This is a genomic window from Pirellulales bacterium (assembly GCA_036499395.1).
In the GTDB taxonomy this organism is placed as follows: Bacteria; Planctomycetota; Planctomycetia; order Pirellulales; family JACPPG01; genus JACPPG01.
On record DASYDW010000017.1, the window covers coordinates 18,897 to 41,102 of the forward strand.

The 22,206-nt window shown below is 60.7% G+C and carries 17 protein-coding genes; 12 read left to right on the forward strand and 5 right to left on the reverse strand.

Annotated elements, in window-relative coordinates; genetic code table 11:
* The first annotated feature begins 121 nt into the window (after positions 1 to 121).
* Positions 122 to 904, forward strand: coding sequence for an SDR family oxidoreductase (locus tag VGN12_03005; GenBank protein ID HEY4308399.1), 783 nt, complete (start codon positions 122 to 124; stop codon positions 902 to 904).
* A gap of 95 nt (positions 905 to 999) precedes the next feature.
* Here VGN12_03005 and VGN12_03010 read toward each other — a convergent pair whose 3' ends face one another.
* From VGN12_03010 to VGN12_03025, 4 genes are all read right to left on the reverse strand, one after another.
* Positions 1,000 to 2,043, reverse strand: a complete 1,044-nt coding sequence (locus tag VGN12_03010; protein ID HEY4308400.1) for a DUF4062 domain-containing protein — start codon at positions 2,041 to 2,043, stop codon at positions 1,000 to 1,002.
* 26 nt (positions 2,044 to 2,069) lie between these two features.
* Positions 2,070 to 3,452 carry a PQQ-binding-like beta-propeller repeat protein gene (locus tag VGN12_03015; protein HEY4308401.1) on the reverse strand — a complete coding sequence of 461 codons (1,383 nt, stop codon included), beginning with the start codon at positions 3,450 to 3,452 and terminating at the stop codon, positions 2,070 to 2,072.
* 61 nt (positions 3,453 to 3,513) lie between these two features.
* Complete coding sequence (locus VGN12_03020; protein ID HEY4308402.1) at positions 3,514 to 4,383, reverse strand: hypothetical protein; 870 nt, start codon at positions 4,381 to 4,383, stop codon at positions 3,514 to 3,516.
* Between the two features lie 47 nt (positions 4,384 to 4,430).
* A complete protein-coding gene (locus tag VGN12_03025; GenBank protein HEY4308403.1) occupies positions 4,431 to 5,363 on the reverse strand; it encodes a nuclear transport factor 2 family protein in 933 nt (310 codons plus the stop codon).
* A gap of 349 nt (positions 5,364 to 5,712) precedes the next feature.
* Between VGN12_03025 and VGN12_03030 the strand changes: the two genes are divergently transcribed.
* The 10 genes from VGN12_03030 (at position 5,713) to VGN12_03075 (ending at position 21,514) form a co-directional block, all read left to right on the forward strand.
* Positions 5,713 to 6,339 carry a hypothetical protein gene (locus tag VGN12_03030; GenBank protein ID HEY4308404.1) on the forward strand — a complete coding sequence of 209 codons (627 nt, stop codon included), beginning with the start codon at positions 5,713 to 5,715 and terminating at the stop codon, positions 6,337 to 6,339.
* Between the two features lie 65 nt (positions 6,340 to 6,404).
* Positions 6,405 to 8,144, forward strand: a complete 1,740-nt coding sequence (locus VGN12_03035) for a HEAT repeat domain-containing protein (GenBank protein ID HEY4308405.1) — start codon at positions 6,405 to 6,407, stop codon at positions 8,142 to 8,144.
* Positions 8,145 to 8,194: 50 nt separating this feature from the next.
* Positions 8,195 to 10,015, forward strand: a complete 1,821-nt coding sequence (locus VGN12_03040) for a glycerophosphodiester phosphodiesterase family protein (protein HEY4308406.1) — start codon at positions 8,195 to 8,197, stop codon at positions 10,013 to 10,015.
* Between the two features lie 120 nt (positions 10,016 to 10,135).
* On the forward strand, positions 10,136 to 10,738 hold the full coding sequence (locus VGN12_03045; protein ID HEY4308407.1) for a hypothetical protein: 603 nt from the start codon (positions 10,136 to 10,138) through the stop codon (positions 10,736 to 10,738).
* 197 nt (positions 10,739 to 10,935) lie between these two features.
* Positions 10,936 to 12,774: a glycosyltransferase family 39 protein gene (locus VGN12_03050; protein ID HEY4308408.1), complete on the forward strand. Its 1,839-nt coding sequence runs from the start codon at positions 10,936 to 10,938 to the stop codon at positions 12,772 to 12,774.
* A 56-nt stretch (positions 12,775 to 12,830) separates the two neighbouring features.
* On the forward strand, positions 12,831 to 14,372 hold the full coding sequence (locus VGN12_03055; GenBank protein ID HEY4308409.1) for a hypothetical protein: 1,542 nt from the start codon (positions 12,831 to 12,833) through the stop codon (positions 14,370 to 14,372).
* Between the two features lie 313 nt (positions 14,373 to 14,685).
* Positions 14,686 to 16,533 carry a DUF1559 domain-containing protein gene (locus VGN12_03060; protein HEY4308410.1) on the forward strand — a complete coding sequence of 616 codons (1,848 nt, stop codon included), beginning with the start codon at positions 14,686 to 14,688 and terminating at the stop codon, positions 16,531 to 16,533.
* A gap of 76 nt (positions 16,534 to 16,609) precedes the next feature.
* Positions 16,610 to 18,286 (forward strand): DUF1549 and DUF1553 domain-containing protein, encoded by a 1,677-nt coding sequence (locus tag VGN12_03065; GenBank protein HEY4308411.1) that lies wholly within the window; start codon positions 16,610 to 16,612, stop codon positions 18,284 to 18,286.
* An 88-nt stretch (positions 18,287 to 18,374) separates the two neighbouring features.
* Positions 18,375 to 19,748: a DUF1501 domain-containing protein gene (locus VGN12_03070; protein ID HEY4308412.1), complete on the forward strand. Its 1,374-nt coding sequence runs from the start codon at positions 18,375 to 18,377 to the stop codon at positions 19,746 to 19,748.
* Complete coding sequence (locus VGN12_03075) at positions 19,745 to 21,514, forward strand: hypothetical protein (GenBank protein HEY4308413.1); 1,770 nt, start codon at positions 19,745 to 19,747, stop codon at positions 21,512 to 21,514. Before VGN12_03070 ends, VGN12_03075 begins: the two co-directional genes overlap by 4 nt.
* Positions 21,515 to 21,562: 48 nt before the next feature.
* Here the strand turns inward: VGN12_03075 and VGN12_03080 are convergent, their stop codons facing one another.
* Positions 21,563 to 21,943 (reverse strand): hypothetical protein, encoded by a 381-nt coding sequence (locus tag VGN12_03080; protein ID HEY4308414.1) that lies wholly within the window; start codon positions 21,941 to 21,943, stop codon positions 21,563 to 21,565.
* A 1-nt stretch (position 21,944) separates the two neighbouring features.
* On the opposite strand from VGN12_03080, the gene VGN12_03085 reads away from it, so the two are divergent.
* The gene (locus VGN12_03085; protein ID HEY4308415.1) at positions 21,945 to 22,148 is read left to right on the forward strand and encodes a hypothetical protein; all 204 of its coding nucleotides are present in this window, start codon (positions 21,945 to 21,947) and stop codon (positions 22,146 to 22,148) included.
* Positions 22,149 to 22,206: the final 58 nt, after the last annotated feature.

Genomic DNA, 22,206 nt, shown 5'->3' on the forward strand with positions numbered 1-22,206 from the left:
TCGGCGGGTTCGCGCCGCTATACTCCTTGCACTCCGTGATTGCCATAATGCTGCGCCGACCGGCAGTGGCCCAAGGATTTGTTTTCGAAACTAGGCTTCGGCAGCAGGAACGCCTCGAACCATGACTACGCATGCAGACAAAGTTGCAATTGTCACGGGCAGCACGCAAGGACTGGGCGAGGCGGTCGCCCGGCGATTGATCACCGAGCAGATGATTGGAGGACTCGTGATCTGTGGACGCAACGAGGCCAATGGTACCCGATTGGCCAGCGAATGGACAAAGGCCGGCTGCCGCACCGAATTCGTGCGGGCCGATCTGGGTAAGGTCGACGATTGCCACGCCGTGGTCGCGGCGGCGCGAAGAACTTTCGGCCATGTCGATTATCTGGTGAATAGCGCCGCGATTACCGATCGCGGTACGATTCTCGATTCTTCGCCCGAGTTGTACGATCGCATCATGGCCGTCAACGTACGGGCACCGTTCTTCTTGATGCAGGAATCGTTGAAATTGATGATCGAGACCGGCATCCAGGGCTCGGTCGTGAACATCATCAGCATGTCGAGCCACGGCGGGCAGCCCTTCTTGTGCCCTTATTCAGTATCCAAGGGAGCGCTTGCCACGTTAACGAAAAACGTCGCCTTATCAGTGGTGAAACAGCGCATTCGCGTCAATGGTCTGAACATCGGCTGGATGGACACGCCGGGCGAGCACGCGATCCAGAAGAATTTTCACAACGCGGAGAGCGATTGGCTCGAACATGCCGAGGCAAGGCAGCCGTTTGGCCGGCTGCTGAAAGCGCCCGAGGTTGCCCAGGTGACGGCCTTCTTGCTTTCGGACCGCGCGGGCTTGATGACCGGCTCGATCATCGATTTCGATCAAACGATCGTCGGGACGCACGAGTAGGAGGTTTAAATAGTACACGAAGTCCGCATGTTTGATGCTCGATATGGCTGCGATGCCGTGCGAACATAAGTGGCATTTGCCGATTTGCGAACAAATCATTCGTCGTGGTCAAGGCTATTGTCGTTGCGTACAGCACTGCTTCGTAAAAAATGGCGCCGACCTCTTGGCGTTATGAGCCAAGTGGTATATCTCTGGCGATAGTTCGGCGTAATTTGGCGTTCCTCCGCCTGCAACTCAACAAATTCAAATGCAAGAAACTGCAATTTTATTTTCTCGAAGCTCGCGTCGGTGAGATGGTATGTTGACGAATTCATGGTTGATGTGAGTTCGCTAAATTCTCCCTTCGCGACATTGGTCAGTAAATTGCGGATGCGCGCTTCGCTGCATGGCGTAAAAATATCCTTAGCGATACCAAAGAATAATGCGTCCCACGTCGGGGATACGGTCGTGTCAACGGCATTATTTTCGCCTTGATTCACGACTAACTCGACATCGACGATGTCTTGTCCTGTGGAGAGGCCGCGTATAGCGTCGTCCGTATTTTGTAGTGACTGTTGGAGTCGAGCATTCTCAGCTGCCATATTGTCAAATCGCAGCTGCAGATCCGCTAAGCGCTTAAGAAGGTCCTGGTTATCGACTCCGTCGGCTCGGACCCATCCAACTCCCGGGTTCTCGGCGATCTCTGCGGTCAAGCCGACGATGGCGTGCATTTTCAACTCTTCAGTCGTTCTCCAGTACTTACAGTGGTGTTGCTCGACTTTCTGTCGAAACTTGACCAATCGATCGCGAGCGTTCTCATATAGCTCCGATTTCCCGACGGGAATGTTATCGGGATCGGCGTGAAGGAATGCGAGTACTGGTTTTCCAATCGAAACGGCGTAGTCATACTCCTTTTCGGTGTAGCTAATCCCGTCTGCATCAACCGAGCCATACTTTCCGCCGATTATCAGAAGGTAATAGTCAGACTCGCGAATTACGCGTTCGATGATGGCCCACGGTGTCGCGTCCGATGCGGGGAATACTTCCATTCCAGCGGGGAAATGATTGAGCCGCAGAACTGAGTCGAGAACTGCCTGCCGCTCCTCTTGAAGATCACGAAATGTCGAACTGACAAAAACTTGATACCGAGGCTGCGTCATTGCGGTGCAATCTTCCTGCCAGCCCTCTACTTCGCTTCGAGGCAATACAGATTCATCTTGCCGCGCAGGAAGAGTTGGCGGCCGACGATGGCGGGCGAGGCGTCGAAGCCGTCCTCGAGTGTGTTGGTGGTTAGCACTTCCAACTGTCGTCCATGCTTGAGCACCATCACGACGCCGTCGCGGCCGGCGATATAGATCCGCTCGGCGGCGCCGACGGGCGAGGCGTAGATGTTCTTCAATCCTTGCAGGCGCTGCCGCTCGAAGACCTCGTCGCCAGTCTTGGCGTCGAGGCAGGAAAGGATCGCGGCGTTTGAGCCGGTGAAGTAAAGCAGGTCGCCATACAGCAGTGGCGACGGCACGTAGGGTGTCCCTTGATGCTTGTGCCACGCGACGTGTTCGCTGTCCGTGATATCGCCGTGTGCGCTGAGCGGAATCGCGTACAGCGCGCTGCCGCGAAAGCCGGTCATGCAATAAACCAGTCCGTCGTAAGTGACCGGGCAGGGAATCGCGGCCGAAACCTGGCCGCCGCATTCCCAGATGACTTCGCCGGTTTTCAGGTCGTAGCTGCGAACCCGTTTCGTCCCGTTGACGATCAATTGAGTGCGCCCTTCGTACTCGACCACCAGCGGCGTGGCCCAACTGGTCACTGGTTCTCGGTCGACTTTCCAGCGCGTTTCGCCGGTCCGCGCGTCGAGCACGATCAGAAATGACTCGCCCTGATGGTCCCAGTTGACGATCAGCGAGTCGTTGTGGATGACTGGCGACGTCCCCTCGCCAAAGCTGGCATAGGTTTCCATGTCTCCCAGGTCCCGGTTCCAGACCTGACGCCCGCCGAGGTCGTAGCAGAAGATGCCACGCGAGCCGAACGACACGTACAGATGCTGGCCGTCGGTCGTGGGCGAGAACGACGCATAACCGTGGTCAGGATGATGACCCTCGTGCGGCACCTGCTCGGTGGCGACATGCTGCCAGAGGGTATTGCCGGTCGCACGGTCGAGGCACAACACGACAAACTGGTGAACGTTGCTGGGCCGCTTGGCCCGGCGCGGCGCCGGCGCACCGGGGACCGAGGGAACGACGGGCTTCTCGGGCTCGGCTGGCAATTCCACTTCGCGGTCGGTGGGGATCGCGGTGAGCAGAAAGATTTTGTCGTCCCAGATGATCGGCGTCGAACTTCCTTCGCCTGGCGGCGTTACCTTCCAGCGGACATTCGTGTTCTCGTCCCACGTGGTAGGAGGATCGCCTTGCGGGGCGATGCCGTTGGACAGCGGACCGCGCCACTGATGCCAGTTGGCCATTTGCGAATTGGCAAAGCCGGCCGCCGCGGAATCGTCCGCGTGGCAGATTCGAGCGGGTGAAGTGAGGCAACCGATCAGGCAGAACAAGACCGCCAGTTTCTCCAATCGCATCGTCGGCTCCTGCAAAAATATTTGAGTTGAGCTTTTGACGTGGTGCGGTTGGCTTGCATCCTTACCACACGACGCCCACGGGCCCCACGCCGAAGCCCATCATGCCGGGGATGCCGAAGCCGCCCGGATCCCGGTTATGCGGGGCATAATCGCGTGCGGGTTGAAAGTCGTTTTCCGCCTTCGAGCTGACCACGCCCGGAGCGCGGCCGCGCCGCTCGACGCTGCGGACGTGCGCATCTTGTCGCTGCTGCAGGCGAGCCTGGTTGGCGACCACGCGCTCTTGCCGGCTGTCGTCAAAACGCTGTTGCAAATCGCGGCGGCTCTGCCGGTGCGCCGCCAGGGCCACTAACTGCTGATTGATCTGCGCTGCACTGGCCGTTAATACGTCCGGCATCTTGTCGCGGATTCGTTTCATATATGCCGCCGAGGCCACGGCCGCTTTTTCCATCAGATACGTTTCCGCATCCTGGGCCAGGGTGCTGTACAGAATTTCGAGTTTGTTCTGCAGCCCGACCATGAACGTTTGCAATTGCTCGGCGGACATGCGTTCGACGCCGACGGCAAAGCGGGCCCGGGTTTCGGCGGTGCGCTGTTCGTCGTAAAACATTTGCGTATTCAGCCACTGATCGAAATCGCTGGCCGTCGTTTTCCATTCCTCGGTCGCCAAGAACTGCTGCTGAGCGAGGGTGTCGATCCGCGGGCGCGCCGGAGCGGGCGCTTTCGCGCCGCTGTTGCCGGGTGTCGCCTCTTTCGTCGCGCGGGACGAACTTTGCGCTGCATTCCCGCCGGGCTGCGCCTTCTTGGCTTGCAGCGCCACGGAAGGACCAGTCAAGGCAAATGCCAGCAGCAGGCAAGCCAGGGCCGCGGCCGCAATAGTGCGTCGCGAAGGCCAAGAAGACTTCGAATGTTGGAGAACGTTTTGTCGGGACACGACGCGGATCCTTTCTGCTCGCAAGAGATCTGCCCGCAGGGCGCGGTCTAACGCGACAATTGTTTTCGGGTGACGCGCAGATTGATTTCCGGCGCCGGCTGACCGTCGATATCGTCTTCGAGGGATTCGATGGTCCAGTTGTTTTCGTCAATGCGGCTGTACAACATCGTGGCTTCGCTACGATGACCGTCACGCATGATGCCCTTGGTGTGAACGACCCAGGCATCCTCTTCGTTCGTCCATTTTCCTTCGTTAAAGCCGCCGCGCGAGTCGAACAGGAACGAGCGCACCTTTTCCTGCACCGGGTCCCAGCCGATCCACTGCGTGGCCGAGATTGGTGTGCCGCTCTTGGGTTTCAGCGTGATTTGCCGCAGCAAGTAAGTCTTGTTCGGCCCCCAGGTGCAGGAAATATCGGCCGATTCCTCGGCGCCGGTGGCGATCCATTCGCCAACCATCCAGGCCAACTGCGGCAACGGATCGTCGACGACTTCGGCACGCACCGGCGATTCACGCTCGCCGTCGAGCAGCCATTTGCCGTCGCGCTTGACCCACACGGCCGTGTAGCGCCCCTCGTGCGATTCGTCCGGCCCGGCGCCGCTGCGTTCGAACGCGCCGTCTTCGAGCGCGACGTCGGGCGTGATGAAGCGGATCGACAGGGTCTCGCTCTTTCGCTGCGGCTGCGGAATGTTGCCGCCGTCGCTTAACGTTTGTCGGGCGCGTTCCAGCACGGCTTGCACCTTGTAGGCGTGGCCCGACTGGTCGACCAAGTCCGCATTTTTGGTCCAGAACGCAGCCACCGCTTCGACGTCCCCTTTGGCGAACGCGGCGCGATAGGCTTCGCCGGCGGCGCGAATCGCTTGTTCGTCCGCCGACATCGGGGCCGTGGCACCGGCCGGGGATTCCTCGGCCCTGGCATCGGTCGACTGCGTCATGAGGACCGCGGCGCAAACGAGAGCGCAAATCGCGAAACAGGAACGCATGAAAGGCACCTCACACGTTGAAACGATCCGTCGGGAAATAGGTCATCATTGTAGCCAGCGTGGGCGGCTGGCCACCAGTGCGGAGGCCTTCGTTGCGGCCATAAGGACGCTTTCCCACGGCGCGTCCGGTCGGACGGAAACGGTTTTGCAAGTCATACCGCGCGCGACGTGCAATTCATTTGCTTTTCGACGGCCTACCGCTCAAGATGGGCGGATCAATATTTCTGGCTTCCTCGGCGGCAGTGGGTGCCCGCCGACGGGAAATGCCGGGGCGATTCTATCCCGCCAGGCCTTGTCTCGCGGTTTCCGACGAGTTCGCCCGGCGATCGAGATTTCAAGGAGACGACGAATGTCTAGGCTCGTTTGGGCCGGAGCTGCGCTGGCGGCGCTTGTGCCGATCGTGGCAGTCGGGCAATGGTTCGCGCCGTATGGAGCTTCCACGGCTGCAGAAAGCTATCAGCGCGGCTTTGCCGACGTTGTACGCTCGACGGGGCAGGCGAACCTGATGGATTCCATGGCCGCGCAGAACTACGAGCAAGCGCGCTCGATGGACATCCAGAACCGGGTGCAGTGGACGCAGTCGTACTACCAGATGCGGCAGGAGAATCGCGCCTATCGGGCTGCGAAGCAGGGGCCGCGTATGACGCCCGAGCAAATCGCCCGCTTCGCCCGGGTGGGTATGCCCGATCGATTGACGTCCACGCAACTCGACCCGATCACGGGTCAGCTCAACTGGCCCATTATTCTGCGTGAGAAGCAGTACGACCCCGAGCGGAGGGAACTGGACAAGCTGTTCGAGCAGCGGGCGGCGGCCAGTTCGCTGGCTCCGAATCTGTATCGCGACGTGCAGCGCTACACGGGGGATTTGCTGACGGCGCTGAAGAAGAACATCAAAGAGTACCAGTCCAACGACTGGATAGCGGCCAAAAAGTTCGTCGAAAATCTGGCGTTTGACGTGAAATTTCCGGCCGGCTGACGACGCGGATCTTCCGCAATCGCCGCATCAACTCGCAAGCCTTGATCCTTTACGAGATGCTTTCCATGCGATTCAGGTTTTTTATCGTGGGCATGTTAGCGCCGCTCGCCGCCTTGGGCTGTGGGGCGCAGAAGACTGACCCGGCGCTTAAGGCGAACAGCGAGATCTTGAACAAAGATCCGCAAATCGCGATCGACTCGATCGACGCTGTGGCCGATTCCGGCGCCGCCGGTGCGACGGCCGTACCGGCGCTCATCAAGGCGCTCGCCAGCGACAACAAAGACGTGCGTTGGCGCGCGGCTCGAGCGCTCGAGAATATCGGGCCAAAGGCTTCGTTGTCCACCGCGGCATTGATTAAGACTCTGGGGGATGACGCCCCGGATGTCCGCGCTCACGCGGCGCGGGCACTAGGCGCATTGGGAGACAAAAACACGGCGACGATCGATGCGCTGGCGGCGCTCGTGACCGACAAGCACGCACGAGTGCGTCGCGCCGTGATTGGCGCAATCACGCAATTGAATCCCGGGCCCGAGGTAACCATTCCGCTGATGGTGAATGTGCTCGAGGATGCCGATCCGTCGGTGGTCGTGCCGGCCTTACAGACACTGGCCGAGCGAGGTCCCGAGGCGGTTCCCGGTTTGATCGAAGCGTTATCGCATCCGAAGGGGCGTTATTGGGCAACGCTGGTGTTGGCCGAAATGGGCCCGGCGGCGAAGAGCGCCGTGCCGGCGCTCGGCGGGCTACTCGACGATCCTGATCCGGAAGTTCGCATGCAGTCGGCCCTTGCGCTGGGGGAAATGGGGATCGATGCCGCGGCGGCCGAGGCCAGGCTGGTGAAGGGCCTGAGCGACAAGGCCGACGCCGTGCGATACGCCTGCACCTTTGCGCTGGGCAAGGTTGGCGCGACTGGCGCGATTGCGGAGTTGGAAAAGAGCGAGGCCGACAAAGATCCGTTCCTGGCCATGCTTTCGGCCTGGGCGGTTGCCAAGCTGAAGCCAGACGATCAGGCGGCAGTGAACAAGGCTGTCGAGCTGATCGTCGCGGCGCTGAAGAGCGAGAATGCCAACGTGCGGCACGGCGCGGCGAAGGCACTTATTGAGCTTAACGCACCTCGCGAGATAGTCGGGCCGCCGCTGGTTGCGGCGCTCGATGATTCCGATCCCGAAGTGCAGGAAAACATTTACGGCGCGCTGGCCTCGATGGGCGAAGCAATCTTGCCTCGCGTCGTCGAGCGGCTGCGCGATCCGGCCACGCGCGATAAGGCGCTGCACGTCTTGAGCCGGATGGGGCCGGCGGCGGCGGGGGGCGTGCCGGTCATTGTTGAATTGCTCGACAGTGTCGAGCCAGCACAGCGCCGCGAGATGCTATTTGCCTTGGCGAATGTAGGTCCGGCCGCGGCCGAGGCGACCGCCGCCTTGGTGAAGGCTCTCGATGATCCGGACGAAGACGTGCGCGTTGCCGCGGGTATTGCCTTGGGAGCTATCGGACCGGGGGCAACCGGCGCGGTCGAGGCATTGCAGAAAAACTTGAAATCGACCGACGAAGTACTGCGCCTGATCAGCGTCGAGGCGCTGCTGCACATTCAGCCCGACGATTCGCAGATCACCGGCAGCGCGATCCCGGTGCTGAGCGATCTATTGAAAGACGGTAAGACCGACGTCACCCGGATCGAGGCTGCCACGGCACTGGGCGATCTGGGCGCGAAGGCCAAGGGGGGCGTCCCGGCGCTTGAACGTGCGCTCAAGGACGAAGATCCGGCCGTGCGCGACGCGGCGACCGAAGCACTGAAAAAGATTCGCGGCTAAATACTTTCCTTTTGCGGATCGCTGCGCGCGGCAGGCTGATGGGTTTTGCAATGAGTTGGCCTGTCGCCGTCCGGATGCTGTGCCGTGCCTGGAAGCCGCTCGTGTTGTACGAGTTGGCCATGTCGCTGATCTCGGCCGCGGTGCTTGGCCCACTGGTGGCCAGCTGCACGTATCACGTTATCGGTCTGTCGGGCGAAGCGGTTCTGGGCAACTTCGAACTGTTCTCGTTTCTCATGTCGCCGCTGGGAGTGATGGCGCTCGTGCTCTTCTTGAGCATTAGCTTCGCGCTGTTACTGCTCGAATACGCCGGCTTGATAGTCTTGGCCGACGCGGCGCTTGCAGGCACCGCGGTGCCTACTTGGACGCTGGTTGGCTGCCTGTCTCGATCGCTGCCACGGCTGTTTCTGCTGGCGCTTGTGCAGACATTGTTTGCGCTGTTGGCGGCGTTGCCGTTCCTGGGTTTGGGCGCGCTCGCGTACTGGTTTTTGCTGAGCGATGCCGACATCAATTATTTCCTGGCCGAGCGGCCTCCCCGTTTCTGGGCTGCCGTGGCGATCGCCGTCGTACTGGGTCTAGGATTTGGATTGGTGTCCCTGTGGTTTTTTGCCCGTTGGGCGCTGGCCGTGCCGATTTGCGTGCTCGAGAAGCATTCCATCGCAGCGACCTTGCGCGCCAGCACGCGCCTGATGCATGGGCGAATCAGAAATCTGCTGCTTGCGGTTGGCGCGTGGCAATTGACGAAGTACATCGTGTTCCTCTTCGTCGTTGCGGTGCTGGACCTGAGCAACGTCCTGGCGCTCGGCAGGCTCGAATGGGGATTAACGACGCTGGTTTGGTTGACGGCGATCGTGCTGGTCGTCGACACGTTAATTCTGCAACTGTTGGCGGCGGTTTTCGCCATCGTTCTCGCCAGCCTGTTGGCGTATCAGTATCGACAGGGACGCGAGTCGATCGACGAACCGGGAAAACTCGCGTGGCAAAATTTCCGAACTAACTTGGCGACGCGGCCAGCCTGGCATGGGCGAGCGCCCTTGATCGCGCTTGTTTGTGCGGGGCCGCTGCTGTCGATCGGCTATGCCCTGTGGCTCGAGCGAGAGTTCATCGACCATCGACCCACGCTGGTTACGGCGCACCGCGCCGGGCCAAAGGCGGCGCCCGAGAATGGATTGTCGGCACTGGCGCTTTCGATCGATGCCGGCGCCGACTTCGCTGAAATCGATGTGCAGCAAACGGCCGACGGACACGTGATCCTGATGCATGATAGCGATCTCCGCCGCATGACGGGGGATCTTCGCAATGTGAAGGACGTCACCCTGGCCGACCTGGCGGACTTGCGTTTGAGAAACAACGGAGCGCCGACGGATGACGTGGTTCCCACACTCTCGCAATTCCTGGAGGCAAGTGCCGGCCATATCCGCTTGAACGTGGAGATCAAGGATTACGGCAGCGGTGCGAGCCTGGTGCCCGCCGTGCTCAAGGAGTTGCGCGCTCACGACTTTACAGGGCAGGCGATCATCTCTTCGTTGAAGCTTGCGCCGCTTGAACAGGCGCGACGCGAAGCCCCGGACGTTCCGGTAGGGATCATCCTCTCGGTCAGCAAAGGCGATCTGACGCGGCTGCCGGTCGGTTTTCTCAGTCTGCATCATCGTCTCGCAACGGCCAGCCTGGTGCGACGCGCCCATCGCCGTGACATGCAGGTCCACGTCTGGACAGTGTCCGATCGGGAGACCGTCTTACGGATGCTCGACCATGGTTGCGACAATCTGATCACCGATAATCCGGCGCTAGTGCGCGAAGTGGTCGATTGGTACGCTAACCTGGGCGATGTCGAGCGGATGCTGCTGCGAATGCGCCGCTGGATGCGCGAGTAGCCGTTGTTCCTGATGATTTACTTCCAGATTTGTGGGGCTTCCGCGGGAAGTCTCTCGAGAAATGTCTGCTTAGGCTGCCACTCAAAACCAACATTTCAGAAATAACTTCGAGGTGAAACGATGTCGAAACGATCATGGGGCGTGGCGAGTGTTTGCATCATTTGTGGCTGGTTGGTGAGCCAGGTGAATTCGCCTTTGTGGGGGCAGCAGGATGCCAAGCCGGTCATCGCGAACCCGGCCGAGGCGGCCCAGCAGGAAAAGGAACTCGACATTCGCGTCGCCGAGGCTTACTTGAATTTGATGGAAGCGACGCTGCGAAAGTATGAGGACACGAATCGGCGTGCGCCGAACACGATTCGGCCGACGATCATTCAGGGCGTTCAGGATGCGGTGCGCAAAGCACGCGAGCGCGTGCAATTGGCGCAAGGGGACGACATTAACGACTCGCAGATTTATGTATCGAGCGCCGAGGGCGATTTGCGCCTGGCCGAAGATGCTCTGAGCAAGGCCGAGGCGGCCAATCGGCGGCTGTCCGGCGCGATCAGCCAGGGAGAGGTCGACCGCCTGCGTGCCCAGCGTGACCTGGCCAAGGTCAAGATCGAAAAGGCAAAGCACCTGGCGGCCGAATCCCCGCTGTCGAATGTGCGCTTCGAGCTGGAACAACTTCGCGAAGAAGTGCAGGAATTGCGGCTGTTCGTAGCGCTGCTAAGGTTTAGAAACTAACGTCTTCGTGACATTCTCCGGAGGTTTACGTAAACCTCTAGATATCTTCGACGCGATTAAATTGCAGTGGCGCGCTTGCCAACCGGCTTTCGTTAGCCGAGACTGAGCGCATCTCCCGGCGCCGACCTGAGTTCGGCAGGCCAAACTGGGACGCGTGCGCTTGAACAGCGAAGTTGGCGGCAATTCTTGCGATACAAATGGTCGCGATCGCAATTCTCGGCCTTGGGGTGCCTGGTTATGCGCTCGCTCGCGCGCTGCGGGCGCCCTATGCCTGGGCCGCGGCGTTCCCGCTCTCGGCGTTATTGCTGGGCGAGATTGTTATTGCCTGCGCAATAACCGGCGCCTCTGTTCGCTTCGTAACCGTGCTTAGTGCTCTCGCCGTAATGACACTGCTTGCGCTGTTGATTGCCGCGCGATACGGGTCAGCGGAAGGTGGTGACGCAACCCCGGCCACGGCCGTGCCAGTTGCACGAACGACGATGTGGTGGCTCGCTTTGCCTGTCGCGGTCGTCGTGCTGCTGGTGCTGACCGGCATGGTCGTTCGCAGCAGTTTATCTCCGTTGAGCGGTGCCGATACGGCGTTCCGCTGGGAAGCCTTGGCGCGACAGATGCTTGCCGAGCAGAGCCTGGCGTTCTACCCACCGGTAAGTGATGCCGATTTCTCGCACTACACGTATCCGGACGGCTTTGTGCCGCTTGTATCGAGTGCATATTGGTGGTTGTACGCTAGCGTCGAAGAACCACGCCCCGCGACAACATCTGTGCTGATCGCCCTGCAGGCCGCGAGTTGTCTGGCATTGGTGTTTTACACGGCGCGGTCTTTGTTCGGCGTCACAGGCGGGCTCTTAGCGCTCTCGGCCCTGGCGAGCACGGCGCTGTTTAACACCGGGGTCGCGATCGGGCAGGAAACGGGTTACACGGCGCTTTCCTGTGCCGGGCAACTGGCATTTGCCTTTGCCACGCTGCGACAGCCACGGCTTAGTTGCGCGGTGATGGCCGGCATGTTCGCCGGGCTGGGGGCCATATCACGCGAGTATGGTCCTCTGTTGGCGGCGTGTGGATTCGTCGTGCTCGTCAGTGATCGAGCTACGCGCCGATACGTGTTCCCATTTTGCGCCGTGGCGATCGCGATCGGGGCGCCTTGGTATGTGCGTAACTGGATTCGCTCCGGTAATCCCTTGTACTCGATCGATATCGCCGGATTTCCTGTGAACGAGGGACACGCCCAGATCATGGCTTTCTATCAGGAAAGTCTCGGACTGCGGACCTTTTCCGCCGAGAAATGGGCGCAGATCGCCGACCAGTTGCGTGCTGGTGCGACGCTCGTCTTGTTCGCGGGGCTGACGGGTATCGCGCTCTCGCGCGAATATTGCCGCACGCTGGGGCCGCTAGCGCTCGGCGCTATTGGTCTGTGGCTGTGGTCGATTCCGTACACCTTAGGCGGAGTTACTTACAGCTTGCGCGTACTCACGCCGGCCTGGGTGGTACTAGCGATTGGCGCCGGCGCCTGGGGGCCCATGGTCAGCGAATGGCAAAAGCGCCGGCCGGTGCTGGTTCGCTGCGCCGTGTTGATTCCGATCCTGTGGTGCGGCGCCTCGGCAGTCGCCGCCATTTGGGCGCATCCGCGCGACGCGTCCGAAGTATGCACCGCGATGTTCAGCCGGCAATCGCACGAAGGCGGACTCATGAAGCAGTCGCTGATCACGGCCCGACTCTTGGAGGAGTCCGGCCTGCCGGTGGCTGGGGTGCTGACCGACGACTGTTATTTAGCCGTATCGCTGTTAGCGAATTCGCAGTTTCGACCGGTGATGGTCTGGAGCCCGCAGGTTGCTTTCGTCTTTGATCCGAAGTTGGATCAGGCGGCCGTGCATAGGCGCCTGCGCGAAGCAGGGATTTCGTACGCGTCGTTCCTGCCTGCCCATGATGAGTTCTGGGCGAAATACCCGTATTTCTTGATTGATGGTGATCATGGCTTTGTCGTTCCGGGCACGGCGCCCGACCAGCCGGTGCTGATCTTGCCCGCGGAGTTGCCGTGAAACCTGGGCAGCGAGATCGTAGAATGCGATCGAAGTCCCGGATGTAAGATGGCTCCATGACACGAGAACGCGAAGAGACCACGTCAACACCGGCTCGAGACGCGCCACCGTATGTAGTGGCGGCAGGCTGCCTGGGCATTGCCTTCGTGATTGCCGTGGTGACGTTGGTGCGCTTTTCGCCGCGCTATTCGGAATGGCGAGGATTGCTTGTGTCGCAGGAGTACAGCTTGTGTGATTGTTATCGCGCGTTTGATTCTCTGCAGCAATTGCGCGAACCGTGGGCCGAGATCGAGAATCCGACAAACCAGGTGATTGCCTGGCGGCTGCTGTTTCCCCTCGTTTGGCACTATGGCGATTTGCCGACGCCGCTATACATGGCCATGCCCTGGCTAGGGTGCCTGCTGACGTTATGGCTAGTCTCTTGGTGCAATTATCGGCGTTTGCACGATTGGTTCGAAACCTGCCTGGCCGCGATGGTGTTCGCGACGCTGCCGTGGTTTTTTGTATCAGCTGGCTGGCTGACGTATTTCGATTCGTGGCTCATGCTAGGGCTACTGGCGTTGGCGTTTGCCGAGTCGCGACTAGTGATCGCTCTGGTTTGCCTGGCGATACCCTGGATCGACGAACGCTTCGTCCTGGCGCTACCGCTGACGCTGTTGGTGCGCGCGATAGTCTTTCGCAATGCGGCACAACGTCAGCGAAACGACCTGGTGGTCGACTTGGCCGTGGCGCTCGCGGCCAGCGTGCCATACTTGGCCGTACGCGCAATCGCCTGGTTGGTGGGCGATCCCGAGACAACGGATTACGTGCAGCGGCACGGGAAAGAGGTGCTGCAGGTTCCCGTCGAATATTTTGCGATCGGTCTCTGGAGTGGATTTCGCGCTGCCTGGATACTGGTCGGCGCAGCGGTGTGGTTTACCTGGCGAAGCGTAGGCCGCAGCTGGGGAATATTGCTGGGGCTGGCGGTGTTCACTGCGTCCGTAGCGGCGCTTGTGGTGGCGAGAGATATGTCGCGGACGTTCATGATCCTGGCACCGGTCTTAATTATGGGCATCTGGCAATGGCACGATTACGCGCGTCCCAGCTTTAAAGCGGTCTTAGCATCTATCGCCGCGGCACAGCTTATTTTGCCGGCCTACCACGCGACCTGGTCATTCCCTGTGCCGATTCGCAGTGTGTATCGCGAGATCGAGGAATTCAATCATCCCCGCGATCCGCTGCAGCCGCGTTACTATGTGAACATGTCGATCGCGAGTGAACAGGGTCAGGATCGAACTCTAGCGTACTGGAGTTGCGACGCCGCCCTGAGATTGGATGAGCAGTTCGCGCCAGCCTACGGGCAGCGCGCCTATCTGCGCTTGCGGGACGGGGACCTCGACGCGGCGCTGGCCGACGCGGGCGAGGCGTTACGACTCGATCCGACGCAACCCGAGGCGTTGCTAGTGCGAGGCCAGGTGCACGCTGTGGGCGGCGCACTCGCGCAGTCTGCGGACGACGTGCGACAGGCCTTGATGACCGCACCCAGCGAGTGGCCGCACCGCCCCGAGGCGGAGCAACTCTTGAAACGCATCGAAGGGTCTTCCGCGGGCCACGAATAATTACCTCGAGCTTCATTTCACGTCGGCACGGATGCCGCGCTTTGATTCATGGGTCGAGGGGGTCATGCCGAACGACCTTCTTATCTCACGCCGTCCGCGGCTGGCAGATTGATTTCGCCGCTTCGTTGGCGTCGGCCGAACGAATGTAAGTTACCTGAGTTCACATTTCAAAACTGACAGAAGTTACATCCACCCCCCCGAATGTTTAATTAAAAATTTGCTGGAAAACGTCTCCGAACACCCCATAATGACGGTTCGGCGGCGCGCTTCATATTCTTGGTCCGTGCGCTCGCTGGGGAACAGGAGGGCGGAGATGGTTAGGTCGGTGCGCTGTTACGCCGGGCTGCGCGGATTCGTGCCCGCCACGGCTTTTCTTGCGACGTGTTTCCTGGCGATGCCCACCGCGTTATGGGCCGATCCACCGGCGGCGGCAGACCCAGCGTCCACGCAGCCGGCCACAGCACATTCAACTCCGGCGGCTGAGAAAACGCCACCGGTAGAGACGCCATCGTCAGATTCCGTCGCGCCGCTTTCTCTGAAATACCTTCCTGCCGACACGGTGGCATTGTTTGCGCTACGGCCGATTGGCTTCTTTAAACGCGATCAGTTGAAGGTGCTCGACCGACTGCTGAACATCAACGGTTCTGATTTTCGCAATCCGATTCCGGTTACGAAGATCGAGCAGTTGACGATGATCATGGTGCGCCCCGACCCCGAGCGGCCGGCACTTGAGAACGGGCAGCAGTTGATTTTCGACCTGGTGCATGTGCGCTCGACCGAGCCGGTCGATTGGGATAAGAAGCGCGCGGCGTTCCCCTACGAAATGCAAGTCGTTGAACATGCAGGCAAGCGTTATTACAAGATTCCCGAGCAACCCAATATTTGCTTCTTCCCGGCCGATGATCGTAACTACCTCGTCGGCGACGAGTGGAATCTGAAGCATGTCGTCGAGCAAGCGCCGGGCGACCCGGCCCAGCTGGCATGGGGCGATGTCTGGTCGCAGGTCGAGAACAGCTCGCTGGTGTTTGCTTTCGAACCGACATTCGCCGCGAAATCGATGAAGGAAGTTCGCGAGATTCCGGGCTTCGAGCAGTTGCTGAAGGATTCGAAATCGCTCGCGGCCACGCTCGACGGTGGTGTCGGTATGCGGTGGCGAATTCTGATCGATTGCCCAGACGAAAAAATTGCCAACGTGAAGGTTCAGGGTGCCAAGGCTTTGATCGCCGTGGCGCGGTTAGGCGTGAAGACCAAGCCAAAGCTCGACCCCGGCCCGGACGGCAAGGTCCCCCCGCCGACCGTGAACGATTTGACGTCGCAGTTGCTCGGCAGCGCCGAATTCGCACAAGTCGGCCGGACGGCCGTTGTGAACATGCGCACCGAGGCCGAAGTAGGGATGGCAATGCAGGTCGTTACCAACGCGGTCGGGGCGTTTTTCGGCAGCAAGGTCGCCGGTAACAGCGGTCAGTTCCGCTTCGCCGACGCGGCCCCGGCGGCGCCGACGGCGGTGCCCGGCGGGGTGATCAATTCTCCGGCCATGGTGAAGCGGCGCGGACTGTCAAAGCAGAACCTGGAACGCGTGGCGGCGGCGCTATTGAAGTACCAGGAACGCATGAAAACATTGCCGGCGCGAGGCAACGTGTCGGCTGACGGAAAACCGCTGTTGAGTTGGCGCGTCCACGTGCTTCCGGACTTGGGCTACGAAGAGTTGTACCGCGAATTCCATCTCGACGAGCCGTGGGATAGCGAGCACAACGCCAAGTTGGTTGCGAAGATGCCGCGCGAGTACGGCGGTTCGTTGGCCGCGGATACCAAGCCGGCCAATGGCAACTCGATGGTCCTGGCCGTCGTGGGGCCCACGACCTGCTTTCCCGAGCAAGGTACAAAAAGTTTGTCCGAGATCGCCGACGGTCCGGCGAATACGCTCTTGGTGACCGAAACGCGCCGCAACCTTCCTTGGACCAAGCCTGACGATTTGATGACCGATGCGACGGGCAAGCTCAGCGGCAAGTTCGGCGGTGTGCATCCGGGTGGTGTCATCTTTTGCACTGCCGACGGCAAGGCGCACTTCGTTCGTGACGCCGTGCTGGTGACGCTTACGCCCGCGCTGTTCACGATCGCCGGGCAGGAGCCACTCGACGCAGCACGTCTTGACGGCGAATGAGTGCGCGGCCAACGACTGCATGCGTCGAGTTGTGGCTAGGGGCAGATCAAAAGGATAGTAAAGTCGGAGTAGAGAAATGGGGACGGTGAAGATGAAAACCGTAATGGCCGAGCCGCGAAATTCGCTGGCACGTCATAGTCTGATTTCCGCCGTGGCGTTCGTCGTGACGATCGCAGTCGCGTTCAGCGGCAATACGCGATCGGCCCAGGCAGGCACCGAGCCGACGGGGCCCGTTTCCTGGGCCGAGGCTCGCGCCCTGGCCAAGACGATCGACGCCGAGCTATCCTCGCGCTGGCGCGCAGAAAAGGTGATCCCCGCGGCGCCGGCCTCGGACGCCGAGTTCTTGCGCCGTGTTTATCTCGACCTGGCAGGGCGAATTCCCTCGGTCGCCGAGACGCGAGATTTTCTCGAAGAGCCGTCACCGGATCGGCGTGAGCACCTGGTGGACCGGCTGCTCGACGGGCCGGCCTTTACGAATCACTTCGCGCGCACGTGGCGTACGACGTTGATGCCCGAGGCCGATTCGAATTTTCAGGTTCGCTACGTAGCGTCGACGGTCGAGGGGTGGTTTCGCAAGCAATTTCGCCAGGGGCGCGGCTACGACGAGATCACTCGTGAGTTGTTGACTACACCGGTAACGCAGAACGGCCAGCCCCTCAATCCTTACGATCGGCGCTCGACGACGCCGGTGGCGTTCTTTGTGGCTAAAGAAGGTAAGGCCGAGAACCTGGCCGCGACCACGGCCCGGACGTTTCTCGGCGTCCGGCTCGAATGTGCCCAATGCCACGACCATCCCTTTGCCCATTGGAAGCGCGAGCAATTCTGGCAACTGGCCAGCTTCTTTGCCGGCATCGAACGGCAGCAGAAGGATGCGGACTTCTCGCCGTTGACGGACAATGCGGCGAAGCATGAGCTGCGCATTCCAGATACCGAGCAGGATGTTTCGGCCACGTTCCTTGACGGGTCGGTCCCCAACTGGACGGCCGAGGCCACGGCACGTGGTAAGCTGGCCGAATGGGTGACGGCGCGCGAGAACACTTACTTCAGCCGCGCGCTTGCGAATCGGATGTGGGCCCACTTCTTCGGCATCGGTATCGTCGACCCTGTCGACGATTTAGACGAAAGCAATCCCGCCAGCCATCCCGCGCTGTTGGAGATCCTGGGCGAGCGTTTCGCGTCGCATGAATTTCGCATCGAGTATTTGATCCGCGCCATCACGAGCAGCCGGGCTTATCAACTGTCGAGCAGTGTCAGCGAGGAGTCGCAGCGCGATCCGCATCGGTTTGCCGTGATGCCGGTGCGGGGGCTCTCTCCGGATCAATTGTTCGACAGCTTGGCCGTGGCCGTCGGCTATCGTGACCAGAATCTGGCGAACGGCCAGGAAGCCTTTGCCAATGGCACGCCGCGCAGCACGTTCCTGGAAATGTTTGCCAACCAGCGCGACCGGACGATCGAGTACGACACTTCGATCATCCAGGCGATGGCGATCATGAACGGAGATTTCGTCGCCGACGCGACGTCGGTCAAGCGCAGCGCGATGCTGGGGGCGATTTCGCAGTTTCCGGCGTTCGACCTCCCGCAGCGACTGGAGACCATGTACCTGGCCACGGTGCAGCGACCTCCGACGACTGAGGAACTGGCCCGGCTGGAGAAATATCTCGCCGACGGCGGCGCACGCAAGAATGCCGACGAAGCGCTCGGCGATATCTTTTGGGCGCTACTGAATTCGAGTGAGTTTCTCTTCAACCATTAGCGCTGCTGTTGCGAGAGCATGCACGCGCTTCGCCCGACCACCACAATCAGGAGCCTCCTGACGGACAATTCGGAATGCAGGAGAACGAATGATGGATAACGATATCAGTTCTCGGTGGCATCGATTCCTCGGCTCGCGTCGCGAGTGGTTGCGCTCGATCGGTGGCGCGGCTCTCGGTGTCTCGGTCAGTGGATGGTTCGATGCGCTGGCAGCCAAGGCAGCCACGGACAAGCGTCGCAAGCGTTCGTGCATTCTGTTATGGATGTCGGGCGGGCCCAGCCAGACCGATACCTTCGATCTGAAGGCAGGCCACGCCAACGGCGGCCCCTTCAAGCCGATTCAGACGCCCGTGCCCGGGCTGGAGATTTGCGAGCACATGCCGCGGCTGGCAAAGATGGGCGATCATCTGACACTGATCCGCTCGATGAGTACCAAGGAGGGAGATCACTCGCGGGCCACGTACTTGCTGCGCACCGGCTACACGCCAGGAGGACCGGTGGCCTATCCGGCGCTGGGGGCGCTGGTGGGCAAATCATTGGGCGAGGAAACGGCCGAGTTGCCGAATTGCGTCAGCATCGGCGCCATGACGTTTCTCAGTCCGGCCGCGTTCGGGCCTGGCTTTCTTGGTCCTCGTCATGCACCACTGGTGGTCGGTGGCGGGCGGGCTGTTTTCCAGCAAGCGCAGGGAAACAATTACGAGCAGCAATTGAAAGTTCCCAACCTGACGCTGGCGAAAGACGTCGAGCGCGCGCAGGCTGACGCACGGCTGTCGTTGCTGTCGGATATGGAGCAGGGCTTCGGTGAAAGCCACCCCGGCCATGCGCCGCAAAGCCACGTTTCGGCCTATCGCCAGGCGGACCGATTGATGCGCTCGAGCGCCACCGCGGCCTTCGAACTCGGCGGAGAGCCCGATTATCTGCGCGATGCGTACGGGCGCAACACGTTCGGTCAGGGCTGCATGTTGGCGCGGCGGCTCATCGAGCGCGGGGTGCCGTTTGTCGAAGTTTCGTTCAACGGGCTGCCCGAGTCGAACGTCTTTGGCTGGGACACGCACCAGAATAATTTCGACGCGCTGAAGAAAATGCTGCCGGTGCTGGATGCCGCTTGGGCGACGCTGCTGGAAGATCTGAAGAACCGCGGGCTGCTTGATTCGACGATGGTTGTATGGATGGGTGAGTTTGGCCGCACGCCAAAAATCAACAGTAACCAAGGGCGCGATCATTTCCCCACCGCCTGGTCGACGGTTCTTGCCGGCGGCGGAATCACCGGCGGCCAAGTCGTGGGCCGCTCGAGCGAAGACGGCATGACCGTGGCCGATCGCCCGGTGTCCGTCCCCGATCTGTTGGGCACGATGGTGCTCAGCCTGGGACTCGATCCGATGGAGCAGAACATGTCGAACGTCGGCCGTCCAATCCGGCTGATCGATCCGAACGCCAAACCACTGCGCGAGTGCCTTGTATGAAAACGTGGTTGCTATCCTGTCGCCGGGCGAGTTTCGCCGGAATGTATTCGTGGCGCGAGCAACGAATTTGCGCCGCACTGCTGGCGGCTGTTGTCATGGCATTGTTTATGCCGACGGGCCGGTTATCGGCCGACGAAACTCAGCCTTCGGCGGAGAGCGCTGAAATACCGATTGCTGCCGCGGATGCGGGTGACTTGCAAGATCTGATTCTCTTGAACGCCGGCCGGCCGATCTTCTTGCGGTTGCACATTCGCCTGGGGGGACAAGGTTATCAGTCCACCTGGGGCGATTACTTGTGGGAGCGGTTTCAAGAGTTGGACGCGGACGCGAGCGGATCATTGGACAACGATGAGTTCAATCGCGGTGACTGGACGACTTTCGCCGAGCGGCGCACGCGGACCGGCACGACGCGATTCGAGCAATTGACGTTTCTCGATATCGACACCAATCCGCAGGACGACGCCATTTCGTTCGATGAGCTTGTCGAGCAGCTGGCGCAGTCCTGCTTTGGCATCAGCCGGGGAGGTCAACGACGGCCGGCCGCCGGAGGCGATCCGTTGTTCGTGATCCTTGACCATGACAATGACAAGATGCTCGACAAGACCGAGATGACTGCCGGCATCGATACGCTCTATCGTTACGATCGAGACGAAGACGAAGCGTATAGCGATTTCGAGCTGCGCGACGACGGCAATCCGTTCGGCAACAACTTCGAAGTGCAAAACCCAAACCAGCCCACACGCGAGTTGTTGCTGGCACCTGTTCCGGACCAGCCGCCAGCCACAATCTGCGAAGCGTTAATCGCTCGCTACGACGTGGCGCCTGCGGGGGGCAAAGCAGACGGCTTGCTGGATCGGGAAGAGTTGCGCCTGGGCGAACAGGAATTCGCCGCGGCGGACAAGGACGCCAACGGCAAGCTTGATGTGCCAGAATTATCGGCCTGGTATCAGGCGCAGCCGCCGGACGTCGAACTAGAAGCGCAGCTCGATCCCGACGTGAAGGGGCGCCGCGTGCAGGTGCTGAATCAGCCGGATGCCAAGGACGCTCATGTCCGCACCGAAATGGATAAGGACGGATCGATCATGATCCGCGGCATGTCGTTCGAGCTTGACATTCGCGGCAACGGTTCGGCCAAACCCGAAAACATCGAGAAGAACACCCGGCAAATGTTCAAGCAGCAAGCGGACCAGGATAAGAACGACTATCTCGACAAGAACGAGCTGAGGCGCATCAATGGTCGCGCCGAATTCGCAAAGATCGACAAGGATCACGACGGCAAGATCTTCGTCGATGAGTATGTCGAGTACGTCAAGCGGCAGAACGAAATCGCGGCCAAGCGCGTGAACGGACTGTTCACCGATCGCGGCAGCACGCTGTTCGAAATTCTGGACGCCAATCGCAACAATATGCTGGGAATGCGCGAACTTCGGCTGTTGGCGCAGACAGCTTCAGCGTGGGATCGGGACGGTGACGGCAAAATCAAGCCCGACGACATTCCTCGCCGCTATCAATTGCGGCTTGGGCCAGGTGGGCCGACGATGAACACCAACGGCACATTTGTCGTCGCCGCGTACGAGGCGAATCCCGGCGGCCCCCGCCGCACAGGCATTGGTCCGGAATGGTTCCAGCGGATGGACCGCAATCAGGACGGCGATCTTTCGCGGCGAGAATTCCTGGGCACGCGCGAGCAATTTCAAAATCTCGACGCCGATCGCGACGGTCTGCTGGATGCCAAGGAAGCCGTCGCGCTTGCGCCGAAGAAGTAAGAAGCGTGACGCCATGCGAACTTAAATGCACCCCCCCCTGGCGCATTGTCAAGGAACCGTCACGCCCGATGCGTCGGGGATCTCCTTCAAAGCATCGTCCCCTGTGGGGGACGATGGTCTGGTAACCGCTGGGCCGGTGGCGCTTCCTGCTTGGACGTTGTTGCTGGTTGCCGCGGGCACATTCGTCGCCTGCGTGCTATCCCCGTAGGCGCCAGCGCCGCCGCGGTAGCCGCTCATTTGTCGTGGTGATTGGTAGGCGGCTGCTGTTGGGCTTTGCATACCGGGTGCATACGGTTGCCAGCTTGCTCCGTTCCAGAGTTGCCACGTCTGGTTGGGCATCCAATACCAGTGGCGACCGTTCCGATAGACGTAACGCCAATCGCCGGCCAGCCGTCCCACGGCGCGACCGGCCGGGTTGGCGCTGTTCATCGTGTTTGCATTCTTCGTGGCCGAGTTCGTCGGTGCAGAGTTCATTGTCGCCGAGTTCATCGGGGCCGGAACTGGCACCGAATTGGATTGGATCGCGGTCGGCTGCGAGGCAGGGTCGATGACGGTTGGCGCCCCGATGTTTCCGACATTCGGTGACCCGAGTGGCGGACGCGGCGCAGGTGCCGCGGCGCTGGGACCTGCTTGACCCGAGCCCGAAGCACCGCCGCGTAATCCACTGCCGAGGCCCGAGCCTGCGCCAGGCG

Bases quoted from the DNA above. Each gene is read 5' to 3' on its own strand.
- VGN12_03005 (HEY4308399.1), top strand. From the start codon at position 122: ATGACTACGCATGCAGACAAAGTTGCAATTGTCACGGGCAGCACGCAA.
- VGN12_03010 (HEY4308400.1), bottom strand. From the start codon at position 2,043: ATGACGCAGCCTCGGTATCAAGTTTTTGTCAGTTCGACATTTCGTGAT.
- VGN12_03015 (HEY4308401.1), bottom strand. From the start codon at position 3,452: ATGCGATTGGAGAAACTGGCGGTCTTGTTCTGCCTGATCGGTTGCCTC.
- VGN12_03025 (HEY4308403.1), bottom strand. From the start codon at position 5,363: ATGCGTTCCTGTTTCGCGATTTGCGCTCTCGTTTGCGCCGCGGTCCTC.
- VGN12_03030 (HEY4308404.1), top strand. From the start codon at position 5,713: ATGTCTAGGCTCGTTTGGGCCGGAGCTGCGCTGGCGGCGCTTGTGCCG.
- VGN12_03035 (HEY4308405.1), top strand. From the start codon at position 6,405: ATGCGATTCAGGTTTTTTATCGTGGGCATGTTAGCGCCGCTCGCCGCC.
- VGN12_03040 (HEY4308406.1), top strand. From the start codon at position 8,195: ATGAGTTGGCCTGTCGCCGTCCGGATGCTGTGCCGTGCCTGGAAGCCG.
- VGN12_03045 (HEY4308407.1), top strand. From the start codon at position 10,136: ATGTCGAAACGATCATGGGGCGTGGCGAGTGTTTGCATCATTTGTGGC.
- VGN12_03050 (HEY4308408.1), top strand. From the start codon at position 10,936: ATGGTCGCGATCGCAATTCTCGGCCTTGGGGTGCCTGGTTATGCGCTC.
- VGN12_03055 (HEY4308409.1), top strand. From the start codon at position 12,831: ATGACACGAGAACGCGAAGAGACCACGTCAACACCGGCTCGAGACGCG.
- VGN12_03060 (HEY4308410.1), top strand. From the start codon at position 14,686: ATGGTTAGGTCGGTGCGCTGTTACGCCGGGCTGCGCGGATTCGTGCCC.
- VGN12_03065 (HEY4308411.1), top strand. From the start codon at position 16,610: ATGGGGACGGTGAAGATGAAAACCGTAATGGCCGAGCCGCGAAATTCG.
- VGN12_03070 (HEY4308412.1), top strand. From the start codon at position 18,375: ATGATGGATAACGATATCAGTTCTCGGTGGCATCGATTCCTCGGCTCG.
- VGN12_03075 (HEY4308413.1), top strand. From the start codon at position 19,745: ATGAAAACGTGGTTGCTATCCTGTCGCCGGGCGAGTTTCGCCGGAATG.
- VGN12_03080 (HEY4308414.1), bottom strand. From the start codon at position 21,943: ATGAACAGCGCCAACCCGGCCGGTCGCGCCGTGGGACGGCTGGCCGGC.